Annotated in this window: 16 protein-coding genes and 1 pseudogene; 15 read left to right on the top strand and 2 right to left on the bottom strand. The window is 27.7% G+C overall.

Annotated features, from left to right (window positions below):
* Positions 1-271: 271 nt before the first annotated feature.
* Positions 272-844 (bottom strand): zinc dependent phospholipase C family protein, encoded by a 573-nt coding sequence (locus GXK56_RS12360; RefSeq protein WP_160687766.1) that lies wholly within the window; start codon positions 842-844, stop codon positions 272-274.
* Between the two features lie 618 nt (positions 845-1,462).
* On the opposite strand from GXK56_RS12360, the gene GXK56_RS12355 reads away from it, so the two are divergent.
* From GXK56_RS12355 to GXK56_RS12345, 3 genes are all read left to right on the top strand, one after another.
* Positions 1,463-2,521 (top strand): hypothetical protein, encoded by a 1,059-nt coding sequence (locus tag GXK56_RS12355; protein ID WP_347707952.1) that lies wholly within the window; start codon positions 1,463-1,465, stop codon positions 2,519-2,521.
* Positions 2,522-2,866: 345 nt separating this feature from the next.
* Entirely contained in the window at positions 2,867-3,421 is a 555-nt protein-coding gene (locus GXK56_RS12350) for a sigma-70 family RNA polymerase sigma factor (RefSeq protein ID WP_160687975.1), read from the top strand.
* Positions 3,422-4,735 (top strand): hypothetical protein, encoded by a 1,314-nt coding sequence (locus GXK56_RS12345; protein ID WP_243156108.1) that lies wholly within the window; start codon positions 3,422-3,424, stop codon positions 4,733-4,735.
* A 142-nt stretch (positions 4,736-4,877) separates the two neighbouring features.
* Here GXK56_RS12345 and GXK56_RS27795 read toward each other — a convergent pair whose 3' ends face one another.
* Positions 4,878-5,030 carry a hypothetical protein gene (locus GXK56_RS27795; protein WP_202127878.1) on the bottom strand — a complete coding sequence of 51 codons (153 nt, stop codon included), beginning with the start codon at positions 5,028-5,030 and terminating at the stop codon, positions 4,878-4,880.
* A gap of 391 nt (positions 5,031-5,421) precedes the next feature.
* Here GXK56_RS27795 and GXK56_RS12340 point away from each other — a divergent pair, with 391 nt between their 5' ends.
* From GXK56_RS12340 to lon, 12 genes and pseudogenes are all read left to right on the top strand, one after another.
* Positions 5,422-5,865: a GNAT family N-acetyltransferase gene (locus tag GXK56_RS12340; RefSeq protein WP_160687765.1), complete on the top strand. Its 444-nt coding sequence runs from the start codon at positions 5,422-5,424 to the stop codon at positions 5,863-5,865.
* 47 nt (positions 5,866-5,912) lie between these two features.
* Positions 5,913-6,316, top strand: a pseudogene (locus GXK56_RS12335) (VOC family protein).
* Positions 6,317-6,418: 102 nt separating this feature from the next.
* Positions 6,419-6,913, top strand: coding sequence for a kinase (locus GXK56_RS12330; protein WP_160687764.1), 495 nt, complete (start codon positions 6,419-6,421; stop codon positions 6,911-6,913).
* A 165-nt stretch (positions 6,914-7,078) separates the two neighbouring features.
* On the top strand, positions 7,079-7,510 hold the full coding sequence (locus GXK56_RS12325; protein ID WP_160687763.1) for a GNAT family N-acetyltransferase: 432 nt from the start codon (positions 7,079-7,081) through the stop codon (positions 7,508-7,510).
* Positions 7,511-7,669: 159 nt separating this feature from the next.
* Positions 7,670-8,161: a prolyl-tRNA synthetase associated domain-containing protein gene (locus GXK56_RS12320; protein WP_202127880.1), complete on the top strand. Its 492-nt coding sequence runs from the start codon at positions 7,670-7,672 to the stop codon at positions 8,159-8,161.
* 434 nt (positions 8,162-8,595) lie between these two features.
* A complete protein-coding gene (locus GXK56_RS12315; RefSeq protein ID WP_243156107.1) occupies positions 8,596-9,672 on the top strand; it encodes an FIST C-terminal domain-containing protein in 1,077 nt (358 codons plus the stop codon).
* A 220-nt stretch (positions 9,673-9,892) separates the two neighbouring features.
* On the top strand, positions 9,893-10,573 hold the full coding sequence (locus GXK56_RS12310) for a response regulator transcription factor (RefSeq protein WP_160687761.1): 681 nt from the start codon (positions 9,893-9,895) through the stop codon (positions 10,571-10,573).
* Positions 10,570-11,946 (top strand): HAMP domain-containing sensor histidine kinase, encoded by a 1,377-nt coding sequence (locus tag GXK56_RS12305; protein ID WP_160687760.1) that lies wholly within the window; start codon positions 10,570-10,572, stop codon positions 11,944-11,946. The genes GXK56_RS12310 and GXK56_RS12305 overlap by 4 nt, the downstream gene beginning before the upstream one ends.
* Positions 11,947-12,047: 101 nt before the next feature.
* On the top strand, positions 12,048-12,188 hold the full coding sequence (locus GXK56_RS27790) for a hypothetical protein (protein ID WP_202127877.1): 141 nt from the start codon (positions 12,048-12,050) through the stop codon (positions 12,186-12,188).
* Between the two features lie 162 nt (positions 12,189-12,350).
* Positions 12,351-14,168 carry a sulfite exporter TauE/SafE family protein gene (locus GXK56_RS12300; RefSeq protein WP_160687759.1) on the top strand — a complete coding sequence of 606 codons (1,818 nt, stop codon included), beginning with the start codon at positions 12,351-12,353 and terminating at the stop codon, positions 14,166-14,168.
* A 177-nt stretch (positions 14,169-14,345) separates the two neighbouring features.
* Positions 14,346-14,909 carry a TetR/AcrR family transcriptional regulator gene (locus GXK56_RS12295; RefSeq protein WP_160687758.1) on the top strand — a complete coding sequence of 188 codons (564 nt, stop codon included), beginning with the start codon at positions 14,346-14,348 and terminating at the stop codon, positions 14,907-14,909.
* A 107-nt stretch (positions 14,910-15,016) separates the two neighbouring features.
* Positions 15,017-17,398: an endopeptidase La gene (lon, locus tag GXK56_RS12290; RefSeq protein WP_160687757.1), complete on the top strand. Its 2,382-nt coding sequence runs from the start codon at positions 15,017-15,019 to the stop codon at positions 17,396-17,398.
* Positions 17,399-17,703: the final 305 nt, after the last annotated feature.

Below are 17,703 nucleotides of genomic sequence, written 5' to 3'. Positions count from 1 at the left end.
ATAGATGGAGGTATTAAACTATGCTCAATATAATAAAGAAACTTAAGTATCTACTAATTGTAGTAGTTTTTTCTGCAATGATTTATGGCTTTATTTATTACTTTTTACTAAGTAATTTCAAATAATAAATTTAGGTGAATATGACCAACATATAAATAATAATAAAAAACAAAAGCAAGGGAGATTCGAAAAATTCCCTTGCTTTTGTTTTTTGAGGTATATATATGGTTACAGTAAACAATTTAATAGTTTTATTTTGTTCTTGTGATTTTTACTCAGTTGGAACAAGAATATTAGATGAATTAAAAATAACAGCACAGACAAATGAGCTGATTTCTACACAATGTTTTACATCCCAATGTATTGAAGCATCCCCCTTAATGTAATTAAGAAGAGTTTTATCAATTGAAGCTTTTATTGAAGCTAAGTTGTGTAATTTTGTATTTATATTATTAGATTTATTATGAATTTGAGTTTTTAATGTATCGAAATTTTCTAATAAATATTTTTGTAAATCACGTTCATATTTTAAATGATAAGAAACATTTCCAATTGAGCCTGTAATATGAGAATTACAACAGAAATCGCAAAGGTAATGAATAACTATTCCAAGCTGTAATGAATGGTACGCATTAAATTTTTTTATGGAAAGCAGCTTTTCTATTTTCTTATTAATGTATCCAAGAGATTTTTGTATATAGTGAGGATGAGTTTTGATAAGCCAACTTTGATCAACCATTACAAGACCAAAATTAAACATAAATTTGGAAAATCCCTTTGGAATATTAGTTAGATTCTTAATTAAAGACAATTCTGCCAATTTAACATGGGTTCTTACTTTCATATAATCCTCCTTGCAACAAATAAGTTGTTATTATTTTATATAAATTAGTAAAGTATTCTTATTTAAATATTTAAATTTATTATAAACTACAACTATAAATTTAAATTAAATTAAAAATAAACAAAATATTAATTAAATTACTCTACATAAAATTCTTATAAAAATACCAAGGTTTTATAGCAACATATAATGAAAATGGAATTTTATTTTAGAATTGAAAGGTATAGATAAACTCTTACAATTCAGGGGTTTGACTGCTAATATTGTAAGAATAAAAAGGAAATCTATATGACAAAATTACATCATATATACTATAAAATAAATATAACACATTAATATTTCAAATTACAACTAATAAAAGCAATTTGTCGATAAAAATCAGAAAATTAACATGATTTTAATAAATCACCATTATTTTTAATATACTTCCTTAAAGTACCTAGTCAGATTGTTTGGGTATTAAGCGAAATGTATATTGTAAATCAAAAGTTTTAATAAAGTATGATTGGTTTACATGAAAATTATAAAGATTTTCTCATAACCTTAGTTTGAAAATTAATACTGAAGATAAAAGTCATCTAGATGCATATGGATGATAAAAAATATTAGGAGGGATTAATGGTGGAAAATGTTTTGATTAAAAAATTGGAAGAATTAAATATTAATGAAACAGCTTTATTATTAAATGAAGATGTAAATTTATCAGTAGACTATCTTACTAGGAAACGCATTGAGAAAGCAGTAATGAAAAAAACTTATAGATACAGTAAAAATAATATTTTAATACATAAGATGAATGACATATTAGGAGGAATTATTATGAAGAAAAAAATAGCATTAGCATTATCAGCAGGAGTGATTTTTAGTTTAGCAGGAGGAACTTATGCATATGCTAAAACACCAGTAGCTTATGTGAGCGTGGATATTAATCCAAGTGTAGAATTAGGGGTAAATGCATTTGATACAGTAGTATCTGTTGAAGCATACAATGAAGATGGAAAAAATGTTTTAGAAGGAACAAATTTAGTAAATTCAAAAATTGATGATGCAGTTAGTACTGTAGTTACAAATGCAATCAAAGAAGGTTATATTAAAGAAGATGGGTCATCTGCAATAGAAATTACTACAGCAACTGATAAGGAAAAAGTTGCAGATGAGCTAGATGAAGAATTAAAAGGAAAAGTAGATAAAACATTAGATGATAATAATAAAGAAGCAAAAGTTGAAAGCGAAAAAGTTGCACTTGCAAGAAGAGATGAAGCAAGAAAGCTTGGAATAACGCCTGGTAAGCTTAATCTTATACAAAAACTTCAAGAATTAGATCCAGCAATAACTGTTGAAGAGTATAAAGATAGTTCGGTAAAGAATATTCAAAAGAAATTTAAAGAACTTAAAAAAGACATTAAGAATGATGAAAAAGCTGTTAAAAACGAAGATACAAATATAAATACAACTTCAGATAAAAATACAACTGTTGAAGAAAATATTACTCATAAAAATAAAGTTGAGGATACTAATAAAGAAGTGAAAAATATTTCAAAAGAGAAAAAAGAAGATATAAAAAATGAAAAAGCAGAAGAAGCTATTCTTAAACATGAAAATAACTCTAAGCAAGGGAATGGAAATAATACAAGCTCACAAGGAAATAGTAATAAGGAAAAAAATAAGAATAATTAATTAAGCTAAAAACTATTAAGCATAATTTATAGCCATTCATATGAAATGAATTTATCATGTATGTGTTAAGGTATATTCGTTCTATGAATGGCTATAATTTTATATTAATATAAAGTTATTCTATACAGAACTAAATTCGAATTTTTAGAAAAAATAAATGAAATTATTAATTTTGTAAATATTAATTATAGAATTTTCAATAATATTATTATCATATAACTAATAAACAATATATAAGAAAAATATAGAATAAAATAATTTTTTTGTGAAGCTTGTCAGATTTTTTTTTACTATTACGAAATATTAAATATAAAGAAGGATATATTCTTGGAAAGAAGGTGCACTTTGATTTCAGATATAGAACTACTTAACATATTAATTCATAAGCCTGAAGCAGGCTTAAAGAAGATGATGGATGATTATATGGCGCTTGTATACACAATCATTTTTAATCAGCTTTCTAATAGTTATTCCAAAGAAGACATTGAAGAGTGTGTAAGTGATGTGTTTTTTGAAATGTTTAATAATAGAAATAAAATTGATCTTACTAAAGGATCAATTAAAGCATTTTTGGCAGTTATAGCAAAACGAAAAGCTATAGATATGTACAGAAAAAACAAAAGTAAAAATCATATTCCAATAGAAGATGTTGCTGAAAGTTTATTTACACCTTCAGATGAGGTACCAGATTTAATATTAAAAAAAGAAAGCAATTCAGTATTAGTTGAAGCAATTAAATCTTTAGGAGAACCTGATAGTGAAATAATCATAAGAAAATATTATTTACATCAAAGTTCAAAAGATATTTCTAAGGATATGGAGATAAAAGTAAATACAATTGATAAAAAGGTATCCAGATGCATGCAAAAGTTAAAAAAAATACTGGGAGGTAATGTATAGGTGGAAGATAAATTATTTGAAAAGTTAAATGATTTGAACATGAAAGACACCAAATTATTGCTAGAAGGAAATATTGATTTATCAATGGAATCAGCAGCTAGAAAACGTATTGAAAAAGCAGTAATTAAAAAAGCTGGATATAATGAAAAGCAGTCTCAAAATAAAATAAATCATATTTTAGGAGGAATTCTTATGAAGAAAAAGATAGCATTATCCTTATCAGCAGCATTTGTTTTAAGCTTAGCAGGAGGTGGATATGCCTACGCTAAAACTCCAATAGCATATGTAAGTGTGGATATTAATCCAAGCGTAGAATTAGGAGTAAATGCATTTGATACTGTAGTATCAGTAGAGGCATATAATGAAGATGGAAGTAATATATTAGCAGATACTAATTTGCTAAATGTTAAAGTTGATGAAGCAGTAAGTACTGTAGTTACAAATGCTATAAATGATGGTTATATTAAGGAAGATGGTTCTTCAGCAATTGAAATTACGACCTCTACTGATAAAACAAAGGTTGCAGCTGAGTTAGATGAAACCTTAAAGGATGTTGTTGATAAAACCTTAAATAATAATAATGTAGAAGCAGAAGTAGAAACTCAAAATGTTGCTCTCGCAAGAAGAGATGAAGCAAGAAAATTAGGAATAACACCAGGTAAATTAAATCTTATACAAAAGCTTCAAGCTTTAGATCCAGCAATTACAGTTGATGAATATAAAAATAGTTCTGTTAAGGATATACAAAAGAAAGCTAAAGAAATAAGAAAAAATGGTATTATTGAAACTTCAACTCAAGATAGTACAAGCGCTGCAACTACAGCTACTGATGCAACAACTAGTACAAGTGATAATACTACTACAACTAATACTTCAGAAAGCACTGCTGAAGCTAAGGCAGGAGCAACTGTTTCAACTAAAGCAAGTACGAATGAAGAAGCAATTACACAAAAAGAAAATAAGAAAACTACAAATGATAAATCAAATAATGGAAGCAGTAAAAAAGAAGAAATAAATACAAGCCAAGAGAAAATATCAGAACCTGTAGTAGAAAAACAAAATAAGAGCGAAAATTCAAATTCACAAAGTTCAAATAATTCATCAAAAGAAGATAAGAATGTTAATATAAAGAGCGATAGCAGTAACAGCAACAGTTCATCAAAGCCAGAAAATATCAGTAAAGGAAGTTCATCAAAATCAGAAAATAATAGTAAAGAAAGTTCATCTAAGTCAGATAATGGTGGCGGAAATTCTTCTAATTCAAGCAATAGTGGAAATGGGGCTTCAAGCTCTCAAGGTAAAGGAAAAAAATAAATAGTAAAATTAATAATATGTGAGTGTCGCAAAATGATTTAATCAAGAGCGATGCTCATTTTATTTTTTACAAAAAAAATTAGCTGCTACAAAACTAACCTAACTAGCTTTGCAACAGCATTTTATATTATATATATTCATATTATAAAAATGTTCTTCTTGATGATATTAATTTTAGTTCAGTAGTATCAGTTACATCATAAACCCGGTTTCTATCATATACATAATCTCTATTGGAAAATATTGTGCTAGAAATAAAATTAAATACTTTTGATAAATGTAATTTGTTATTCATACTAATCCCTCCAATTTGTTATGTTTAATAATAGTTCGATAACTTTTTTTACTATACTTATAATATAAATGAATATTCTGAAAATTTCACCTCTTTAGTATTTCCTATTTAGCAAAAAAGTAATCAAATATCTGAATAGATATAGATAAAAGAAAATCCTTTTTGTTCATATTATAATAAGATGTTAGAAAAACTTAAGAATTAATAAAAATAATAGAAATTATAATATTTTAAGTTAAAATTATAGATTCAAATAACTAGTTAAAAAAGAATTGAAATTATAAAGTTTGTCATTAAATATAGAGAAAAGTGTATTAAGTATGGAAGATATGTTATAATTTTCATAATTGCATAATATTACATATATAGTTTTGAGGAGAAATAAGTTCAAATGTTTATAATTAAAGAAGTTAAAAATAATAAAAAAGAATATCTACAATTTCTAATACTTGCAGACCCTTCTGAAGACATGATTGATTTATATATTAATAAAGGTGAAATGTATGTATTAGAAGAGGATAACAATATTATTTGTGAAGCTGTTGTTGTGAAAGTATCAGATACAGAATGTGAATTGAAAAATATCGCAACAAGTGAAGAATATCAAGGAAAAGGTTATGGGAAAAAGTTTATGAATTACCTTTTTAATATGTATAGCAGAAATTATAAAGTCATGTCTGTAGGAACTACAAGTTCAACAGCACCTTTTTATAATAAATTAGGATTTGAATATTCTCATACAGTGAATAACTTTTTTACAGATAATTATCCAGAACCAATTTTTGAAGGTGAGATTCAGTGTGTCGATATGATATATCTAAAAAGAAAATTATAGCATGTTAGTTGTTTGAAAAGAATTAAAAGTAGTTTGGAGGTAATATTATGGGAATAAGGATGATGCATCATGTTTGCATTCAAACCAACAGTTATAATGAATCCTTAGAATTTTATACTAAAGTTTTAGGTTTTAGAATTGTACAGGAAACTAAGGATTTTCACAACAGAGAATATAATACCTGGTTAAATTAGGTGATTTTTTTATTGAACTGCAAACAGGTAAGAAAGACAAAAATTTAAATAATTGGAGTGAATCAAATGAAGGAATAGTACATATGTGTTTCTTAGTTGATAGTGTACAGGAGGAGTTTAATAGAATAAGAGAACTAGGCTATAACAAATTTAAGATAAAAAATGGTGAGCCTATTTATAAAGTTGAAAATGGGTACTTATTTAAAATTAAAGCTCCTGAAGGTACAGAAATTGAAATAAGGGATGGGGACATATAATGGAATTCAGAGAAAAAATTATCTTCCCTATGATAATTAATCCTTTGCGTAAAACAGTTGATTACATTAATTTTAGAAAGAAGAGATTATTAAGTGGACAGAATGACTAAGTTAATAATATTAAGAGGTAATTCTGGAAGTGGTAAAACTTCTACTGGTAAGGCGTTACAAAGAAAATTTGGACATGGTACAATGCTAATTTCACAAGATGTTGTTAGAAGAGAAATGCTATTTGTGAAAGATGGGCCTGATACAGAAGCAAGTCAGTTATTATTGGAACTTGCACTATACGGAAAAAAGCATTGCAATATAGTGATTTTAGAAGGCATTTTAAATTCAAAATGGTATGAAAGATTATTCGAAAATTTATTATGTGAATTCAATAAGCAAATTTTTGCATACTACTTTGATATACCTTTTGAAGAAACTTTAAATCGGCATAAGTTGAAACCCAATGCAAATGAATTTGGTGAAAAAGAGATGAGAAAATGGTGGAATGAGAAAGATTTATTGGGTATTATTCCTGAAGTTTGCTTGCAGAAGGAATTATGTTTAAACGAAATAGTAGATATGATCTATCAGGAAGTTATAAAGTAAATAAAATAAATTTCATTGTAGTCTCCGAAGTATAAGTGAACCAGTGCTGCAGTATTTTGTAATTATGGGGATATAAATTATAGTAATAATTATGATGTATGAGATCCTTAGAAGATTAGTCATTACAAGATTTCTGTTTGGAATTAAGAAAGGAAAGAATAAATAATGATTATTGAAAAATTGAAAATTGAAGATATAAAGGAGTTATTAGAGTTATATAAAAAACTAGCTCCTTTTAATAATTTATTAGAAGAATCAATTGAAATATATAAGGAAATGCTTAAAGATGAGCAATATTTAATTTTAACAGCAAAAGAGGAAGGAAAAGTTATAGGTTCAGTATTAGGAATATGTTGTAAATCTATTGCAACAGGAGGAAGGCCTTTTTTGGTTATTGAAGATGTAATTGTGGATGAAAATGTAAGAGGGAAAGGAATAGGAAGGAAATTAATTAGTGCAATAGAGGCGTTTGGTAAAGAAAAGCATTGCGCTTATGGAATTCTTGTATCATCAGGTTTTCGAAAAGAGGCTCATAAGTTTTATGAAAGTTTAGGCTTTGTTGAAGATGTAAGAGGCTTTAGAAAAATGTATGATTAAAGTTTAAGAGGCGTAAAGCTTTTTACCTGATGGATATGAATTTTAGACGAAAAAGAAATTATATAGATGAAACAGAGCGCGTTATAATTGAAAAATATATTAGCGTATGCCTTGAAAATTCAATTATAAAAGCTTTATAAAACGGAGTTGAAGAAAATGATATTAAGAGAAGAACAAGAAGTTTATTATGTTCTAAATTTATTAAATATTAATTATACAAGGTATGAACATAAAGCGATATATACAGTGAATGAAGGAAAAAAATTAGAAATATCAATTTCAGGAAAGATGTGTAAAAATCTTTTTCTTAAAAATAGTAAAGGAGATACCAATTATCTTCTAATTTTAGATGAGGATAAGAGTGTAAATTTAAAATTACTTGCTAAACAAATTGGAAGTACACGATTATCTTTCGCTTCAGAAGATAAATTATTAGAAAAGTTAAAGCTTACTTCTGGATCTGTTACTCCTTTTGGATTAATAAATAATGCTGATAAGGATGTTGTAGTTTTAATAGATAAAGAATTAAAAAATGAGGAAAAAGTAAATTTTCATCCTAATACCAATACAGCAACAATAGGAATATCATATGATGGTTTGGAAAAATTTATTAAATGGCATGGAAATGAATTCTATTGTGTTGAAATATAGTGATTACTAAAGTAAATGATTACTATTAATCATGAATGGACTCATAATATGAAGTGTAATTTTATTGTTTTATATTTGTAGTAATGATATGAAGATGGTAATTGTTTTATGAAGAATTACTTAATTAAGCAGTAGCAATTCGTGGTGAAATTTACAGTGTATTTAATATTAATAAGTTTTGATGTATAACCGATGTGAAAAGAAATTGTATAATACTCAAGCAAAAGTGATAACAAGTTATTTGGAGAAAAGGAACTAATTTTAAAATCTATCTTTAAAATCACATATGCAAGAATTTGCGAAAAAGTATGGAATAATAATACATAAGTATAATTTTGTAAATTTATACAGGTAAATGTTTACAATTATATTTCCTAGTAATATAATTAAAGCATGGTATTAAAAAAGTATAAATTTCATGAGGGGGTCATATTATGTATTTAAGCACATTAAATGATTTAAAATATTATGTTGAAGAGCTTTCAATTAATAGCGATGAAAGATTAATGATTTATGTTGGAGATGGTTGCGAAAAAGAAGTACAGGATATGATGAACTATCTAAATTCAAAAAATATATTATTTTTTGGAGGAATTTATTCTAAATTATTAGTAGGTGACAGAAGTTTGTCAAAAGGTTATATAGTAAATAAAGTCAAGCCGGTCTACTGCTCAATAGTATTGCCAAATTTAATGAGGTTTAATAAGGAATTAGATAAAAATGAAAATTATACAGCATTAGTAATAGCAGATGGTCTTTCAAGCAGTTTTAAAGAATTAACAGATACAGTATATGAAAAGCTAGGGAATAATGTTAAATATTTAGGCGGAGGAGCTGGTTTTTATAATTTAAGCCATAAACCATGTATATTTGATAACGATGGGATAAGTATGGACACATTATATTTATGCATCATTAAATCAGATACTAAAATTGCAGTTGAGCACGGATGGAATATACTAAAGGGGCCTTTTAACGTTACAGAAGCTAATGAAAATATACTTTCAGAATTAGACGGAGAAAGTGCATTTGAAAAGTATAAAGAGATCTTAGAAGATGAAACTGGACTTGCCATATATAGAGAAGATTTTTTTACATATGCTAAGGAATACCCATTTGGAATAATGAATGGAACTAATTTAGAATTAGTAGTTAGAGATCCTATATCTGTTAACGATGAGTCAGATATAGTATGTGTAGCGGATATCCCAAAGGATTCAAATTTATTTATTCTTAGTGGAAATTCAAGAACTCTATTAGAAGCATCATTAACTATTGCAGATAAATGCAGCAAGATAGCACCGAAAAAATATAAATCATTATTATTTGATTGTATTTCAAGAGGTATGTTTTTGGAAGAAAACTTTGCAATAGAACTTGCTAATATACAAAATAGAATGAATTGTACTGTAGAAGGTGCCTTATCAATAGGAGAAATAGCTTCTAAAAGTGATGGAAGTATAGTTATACACAATAAATCTACAGTTCTTGGTTTGATAGAACGACAATAATATATATCCTATGGATTAAAGTATAGAAAAATTTTATTCCATAGGATATTTTTATATAAAATTAGCTAAGTACACATAAAATTCATAATTTTATGTTAAGTTATTATAAATAGCATATTTTAATATAATTGAAAAATAAGTTTGACTCATAATAACAATTATATTAACTATATCTATAAACATTATGTAATATATTTGGAAACTAAATGGGGTGGAACAAATGAACAATATTTTAATAATTGAAGATGAAAAAAGCGTATCAGAAATTTTAAAGGCTTATTTAGAAAAAGAAGGCTATGGAGTTTATGTTACTGAAAGTGGAATTGAGGGCGTAGAAATATTTCGAAAAGAAAAAATTAATCTTGTAATTTTAGACTTAATGCTTCCGGATATTGAAGGGGAAGAAGTTTGTAAGATACTTAGAAGAATTTCAGATGTGTATATTTTTATGCTTACAGCTAAAAGTTCACTAAGTGATAAAATAGAAGGATTAAATATAGGCGCGGATGAATATTTAACAAAGCCTTTAAGTCCAAGAGAGCTTACAGCGCGTGTAAATGCTTTGTTTAGAAGACTTGGAGGTAAAGACAATAATATTCTTTTGGTTGATAATAATATGATAATTGATTATGATAAGAGATTAGTTAAACTAGAGGGAGAAGAAGTTAATTTAACTCCAAATGAATTTGATATATTATATCTTTTGGCATCAAACAGAGGAAAAGTATTTACGAGAGAAGCAATAATAGAAAGAATATTTGGTATTGATTTTGAAGGATCTGATAGGAGTGTTGATGTTCACATTAAGAATCTTCGTAAAAAAATTGAAGAGGATAGCAGAGCACCTAAGTACATTATTACAGTTACAAAAGCTGGTTACAAGTTTGGTGATGAAAGATGAAGCATAGTATTAGAGAACGCTTAAGTATAATAATTATATTTTGCACTATAGTATCAGTTTTATTGTCTGCTTTAATAGTTAATATGGTAGTAACAAATACATTTAACAAATATATGGAGGATATACAAAGTAAAAGAAATATAAGGCTTGTGCAATATTTTCAACAGATTTATAAAAGAGATGGAAATTGGAATTCATCTTCTGGAGAAGAAATGATGCATGAAGCTTATATGAGTAATTATTGTTTAAGTTTATTGGACGAAAATGGCAAGATAGTATGGGAAATGAATCCTAACGATATAAAATATAAAAATCATATTATGATAAATGGTGCTGAAGAAAAAGGTGTTTATACTACTAGCGCTTTTAATATAAATGTAAATGGGAAAATTGTTGGATCTATCTTAGTAGGTCAATATTCTCCTGTTTTATTTTCAAAGGAAGATATTAATTTTAAAACTGAAATTAATAAAGGGATTGTATTTAGTGGATTATTAACCATAGCAATTGTAGGAATAATAAGTATTATTTTATCAAGACAATTCTCAAAGCCACTAAAAGAAGTCTCGAAGACATCAGTGCATTTATCAAAAGGTAATTATGAATCAAGATCAAATATAAAAAGTAATATTGAAGAAATTAGAAATTTGATTGACAGCATAAATTCTTTAGGAGAAAAACTTAATAGTCAGGATTTGCTAAGAAAAAGACTTGTATCAGATATATCCCATGAAATAAGGACACCGCTTAATGTATTACAAAATAACATAGAAGCAATGATAGATGGTATTATTCCAGTAACAACAGAAAAACTTAACAATTTAAATGATGAAGTAATAAGATTTGGCAAACTTTTAAATAATTTAGATGCTTTAAAGCAAATAGAATCAGAGGAAATACCTATTAATTTAGGGTTGGTAAATATTGAAGAGCTTCTTTCTTCAATAATAAGTGATTTTTCTTTTGATGCTTCTGAAAAAAATATAAAATTAATTATGGAAAAAGATGAAAAAAAGAAATTTATAGTCATTGGAGATTATGATAAGCTAAAACAAGTATTTATTAATTTAATATCTAATGGTATTAAATTTACAAGTGAAGAAGGTTATGTTCATGTAAGCTTAAAAAGTAATGGGGATTTTGTTGTAATTGGAATAAAAGACAATGGAATTGGTATTAAGAAAGAAGATTTGCCTTTTATTTTTGAAAGGATGTATCGCAGTGATAAAAGCAGGCATAAAACAGAAGGCAGTGGTATAGGATTAACTATTGCAAAAAAAATATTATCACTACATTCAGCTTCTATAGATGTAGAAAGTAAGGAAAATAAGGGGACTACATTTATTATAAGCATACCTAAAAGCAATGAATAAAATTTGTCACCGTCACCAGTTTTACAATTGATTATATGGAGATTTTTAATAAAACGTATATATAATTTTCGATTGGGAAAATCTAAAAAGAGGTGATATTTATGACGAATAAAAGAAAAACTACAAAAAAGCAAATGGCTTCACTTGGATTAAAAAAAACTCAAGATGGTGACTATACTTATATAAATCCAGAAGACAAGAATGGATCATATAAACCTGTAAGAAATAAAAGCGAAAAGTAATTATTATGCTGTCTTAAAATGAATTAAATTTCTTTTAAGGCAGTTTATTTTTAATGTATTCATAAAATCTTCATAACTTTTAATTATAATTAGTATATATAAGGACGAATTATTATTATAGTATATTACCAGAGAACAATATGGTAATAAGATGGAGGAAAAATGAGCATTAAAAAAGTAAATATTAAGGTTTATGATATGACATGCACTTCTTGTGAGCAAAGGGTAGAAAGAGCAGTAAAGAAGGTTTCTGGAGTTTTAAATGCAATGGCAAGTTATAGTGCTGAAAGCGTAACTATAGAATTTAATGAAGATATTTGTACTAAAGAAGAGATAAAGGAAGCAATTAATAGTGCAGGCTATAGTACAAAAAAATCAAGTAACCTAAAATTTGCTGGATTTTTTCTTATAGTTGCAGCAATTTTATTACTTGGTAATTCTACCTATGGATTTGACATGAGCGAACAATTAAATAATGCATCTTACTTTGTATTGTTTATTGTTGGAATGCTTACTTCAATACATTGTGTGGGAATGTGTGGGGGAATAATGCTTACACAAAGTGTATCTAAAAATAACAATATAAATATAGAAAAGAATCATTCTAAAAATTTAATGCCTGCAATTTTATATAATGCAGGAAGAGTTACTTCTTACACAATAATTGGAGGCATTGTAGGGGCTTTAGGTGCTGTGTTATCTTTATCACTTAATGTAAAAGCTGGATTTCAAATATTTGCAGGAATTTTTATGATTGTAATGGGAATAAACATGGCTGGATTTTCTTTACTTAGAAAATTTAATATTAAATTGCCATGGTCTACATGCAAAATTAAGCAAAAACCCAAAACACCGTTCCTAATTGGAATGTTAAATGGATTAATGCCATGTGGACCTTTGCAAACCATGCAGCTTTATGCGTTAGGTACAGGTAGTGCCATCTCTGGGGCCTTATCTATGTTTTTATTTTCACTGGGAACTGTTCCTCTTATGCTATTATTTGGTTCTATATCAAGCATTTTGAGTAAAGGATATACTAAGCAGTTATTAAAGTTTAGTGGAGTATTAGTAATAATACTAGGAATCATAATGGGAAATAGAGGACTTGCTCTTGCAGGAGTTTCGGTTCCTAATATGATGGCATTAAAGCAAAGTATTTCAGGAACTGAAGCTAGTGCAGCAACTTCTAATATATCTAAACCTACTATTGAAAATGGAGTACAGGTAATAAGAATGACAGCTGATAATAATGGTTACACTCCTAATGCTTTTTATGTTGAAAAAGATAAACCAGTAAAATGGATAATTACAGGAAGTCAGCTTAATGCATGTAATAATGCAGTAGTAGTACCTTCATTAAATGTAGAAAAAAAATTGAAGTCTGGTGAAAATATAATAGAATTTACGCCTAAAGATGGAGATATAAACTTTAGCTGTTGGATGGGGATGATAAGAGGTGTAATAAAGGTTACTGATAATCTTGATTCTGTAGATATATCACAGGCTGATTCATCAATTCCGGCACCAAGTAGCGGAATGAGTTGTTGCACTGGAGGTCCAGCTGGAGGCGTTCCTCAAACACCAAGTATATATGGGGATGACTTGAGCAAAGTGAGTACAGATAGATTGATTAAAAAAGCTGAAATTTCAGGAAATTCCCAAAGTGTGAGTATAAAAGGAAAAGGCTATGAGTTTGAACCTCTTGTAATAGTGGTAGAAAAAGGATTTAAAACTAAACTTTCAATAGATTTTAATGACTTTGATGATGTTAATGGAAAATTTATTATAATTAATGCTGAAAATAATAATGAAATTACTTCATTCACAGGTAAAAAGGGAATTGTCAATGTAGAATTTAATTTAGATAAAAGTGGAACGTATCTAATTGTTAGGGATAATGTAGCTGTACTTGGAATTGAAGCTGCAGAATCAATAAAAACAGTTGATTTGGAGCAAGTTCGCAAAACTTATTTAGGGTAGACTATTTGCTAGAATTGTATATATATGTCTAAGAAATTATGGAGTCTTAATTTGAATCACGAATTAAGACTCTAATTTCATTTCTAAATTAAATTATACTTAAAAAATATTAATATAAAAATTATTGACAATAAGTGAATGATCGTTTATTATAGAATTATAATAGAGGTGTTATATATGAGAATAAAAGATGGTCAAAAAGAAAAAAGCATAAAAGAAGCGGTTATTAGATTAATACTTCGAGAAGGATTCCACGGTACTTCTATTTCAAAGATTGCAAAAGCTGCTGGTGTATCTCCTGCTACTGTTTATATTTATTATGAGAATAAAGAAGTTATGTTTCAAGATATATATATTGAATATTCTGAAGAAATTTATGAATATTTGTTAGATAAACTTAGGAATGTCAGTAGTGGAAAAGAATTTATAGAGACACTCGTTAAAGAATATTATAGCTATATTAAGAAAAATGATGAAGTTTTTCATTTTATAGATCAGTTTTCAAGCTGTCCAGCACTTATAAGTCAGTGCTTAGAGCAAAAGGGAACACGTAATCTTATTAATTTGTTAGAGAAAATGAAAGAAAATAAAATATTAAAGGATTTTGAAAATGACAATTTAATAGCAATACTTTTTTCACCAATAAAAAATATTGCTATAAATAAATATATTGATGAATTGCAAAAGATAGAGCTAATTAAGGAAATGACTATAATCATGCAGGAAACGTTGCTAGTATAGTTTAGGCGAGAGAATTTTGAAAAATAATATCAAAATATCTCGTTAATATTTTTAAAATAAATAAATGAACATTCGCTTAAAAATCGATTGAAGAGGGGATGATTTAAATGATGAATTTTGATGAAAAAATTAAAAAGGGTGCAGTAATGCCAATATCAAACATGGTTTTACTGCCAGGAATGATCCATGTATTAAGACTTAATAAGATGGGAGCCGAAGAGCTTGAAATATTAAGTAAAGAAGATCAATATAGTATTGCATTGCCACTTATGAAAAATTTTGAACAAGGTAATTTAAAAATAGAAGATTTTCATAAAGTAGGAGTTTTATTTAAGTCTGATGGAATTGAAAAAACAGAAAGAGGATACAAAGTAAAAATAAGGGTATTAGAGAGAGTAGAGATTAAAGAAATAGCAATAGGCAATGATGCTATTATAGCTGATTTCGAAATAGCACCAGATATTGTTGACCTTACTGAAAAGAGCCAAGAGGAAATGGTAGAATATATTAAAAAGGTTACTAGAGAAATCAGTGAAAACTTTAAAGGTTCTGAAGAGTTTATGAAAAAAGTAGATGAGCATAGGGAATTAAATAGACTAATAGGGTATTTAACACAATTTATGCCTCTTTCAAACGATGAAAAATATGATTTGTTGGAAACTCAATCCATAAAATCAAGAGGTCTTAAGTTTATGGACTATATGCTAAAACAAAAAGAAACATTAAGATTACAGTTTGAAATGACAGAAAAATTAGCAGAAGCAGCTAATAAAAATTATAGAGAATCTGTATTAAGGGAACAATTAAAAGCTATACAAAATGAATTAAATGAAGGCAAGAGTAACAGCAATAAAGTGCAAGATTATCTTGCTAAAATAGAAGAAGCAGAAATGCCAAAAGAAATAAAGGAAGCAGCTTTAGAGGAATTGGAAAAATTAGAAAACCAAAGTCAAAATAGTCCTGAATATAATGTTATACGTAATTATTTAGAATTATTAATTCAACTTCCTTGGAAGGAATCTATACCTAAGATTCCTAATTTAGAAGAAGCAAGACATATTTTAGATGAACAGCATTATGGTCTTCAAAAAGTGAAAGACAGAATAATACAACACTTAGCAGTAATGCAGCTTAAAAAGAATAAAAAAGGATCAATTTTATTATTAGTTGGTCCTCCAGGAACAGGTAAGACAAGCTTAGGAAAGAGTATTGCAGAAGTTCTTGGTAGGAAGTATACAAGATTAAGCTTAGGCGGTGTACGGGATGAAGCTGAAATAAGAGGACATAGAAGAACTTATATAGGGGCAATGCCTGGTAGAATCATTCAAAGCATAAAAAAAGCAGGAGAAAAAAATCCAGTAATGATTTTAGATGAAGTTGATAAGCTTATGGTTGGTTATAATGGAGATCCAGCTAGTGCATTATTGGAAGTGTTAGATCCAGAACAAAATGATACTTTTACTGATCATTATTTAGATTTACCATATGATTTGTCAGAAGTATTCTTTATAGCTACAGCTAATTCTTTAGACACTATTCCAAGACCTTTATTAGATAGAATGGAAATAATTAATATATCAAGTTATACAATGAATGAAAAATTTCATATTGGAAAGAGACATTTGATTCCAGAAGTATTTGAAGAACATGGATTAACTGAAAAACAATTGATTATTGAAGATGAAGCATTAGAAAGAATTATAAATGAATATACTTTAGAAGCAGGTGTAAGAGGCCTTAAAAAGCAAATAGCTACAGTTGCAAGAATAGTTTCAGAAAAAATTGTATCAAATAAAGTAGAATTACCATTTAAGGTTGCTGTAGAGGATTTAAATGATTTACTTGGTAAAAAAGTTTCTACTCATGATAAAGCTCAAGAAGATAATCCGCCTGGTGTTGTTACAGGACTTGCATGGACAGCTGTTGGTGGGGAAATATTATTTATTGAAGCGACAGATATGCCAGGAGGTGGACAAGTTACCATAACTGGTCAGTTAGGAGCAGTTATGAAGGAATCTGCAATGATTTCCTTGAGTTTATTAAAATCTAGATTACCAATGAGGGCTGTAAACTTTAAGGAGAGGGATCTCCATATCCATGTTCCTTCAGGATCTGTACCTAAAGATGGACCTTCAGCAGGAATAGCATTATTTACTGCATTAGCATCTCTATTTACAGGTATAAAGGTAAATCCAAAGCTTGCAATGACAGGAGAAATTACTTTAAGAGGTGCTGTACTTCCAATAGGAGGGCTTAAGGAAAAATTACTTGGAGCACAAAGAGCAGGAATAACAAAAATCTTAATACCAAGAGAAAATATAGTTGATTTAAAAGATATACCTGAAGAGGTTAAAAATGAATTGACTATTGTGCCAGTAGAAACTGTGGAAGATGTGTTAAGAGAAACTTTAGCAATATCATTACCAAGAATAGAGCATGCATTTGATCCACAAAAGCTTATTGAAGGATCTTATAGTGTTACTCAATAAATGATTAATTGAATATTAGAATCTAAAGACCTCTATCCGTATATGGATGAGGTCTTTAATCGGTTAAGAGTTGCGCATATAAAAAAATGAATAAAATAATACGAAGTTTAAGTTTGATTGAAAGATCAGGGACCAAGAAACTTTTGCTTAATGTATTAATAGCAACAATTAATTAATGTGTGCTATAGTAAAAACTAGTATTAAGAATTATTTTATTTAGATTTATCTATAAATGAAATATATTTACAGAGTTAGAGTATAATTTTAGTAGGCAAAGGCAGTAATAAAAACTGTATAAATAGTGA

Origin of the sequence: Clostridium sp. C2-6-12 (assembly GCF_009928485.1) — a bacterium.
GTDB lineage: Bacteria > Bacillota > Clostridia > Clostridiales > Clostridiaceae > Clostridium.
Note: the sequence above shows the minus strand (reverse complement) of the source record. Positions and strands in the feature narration are given on the sequence as shown.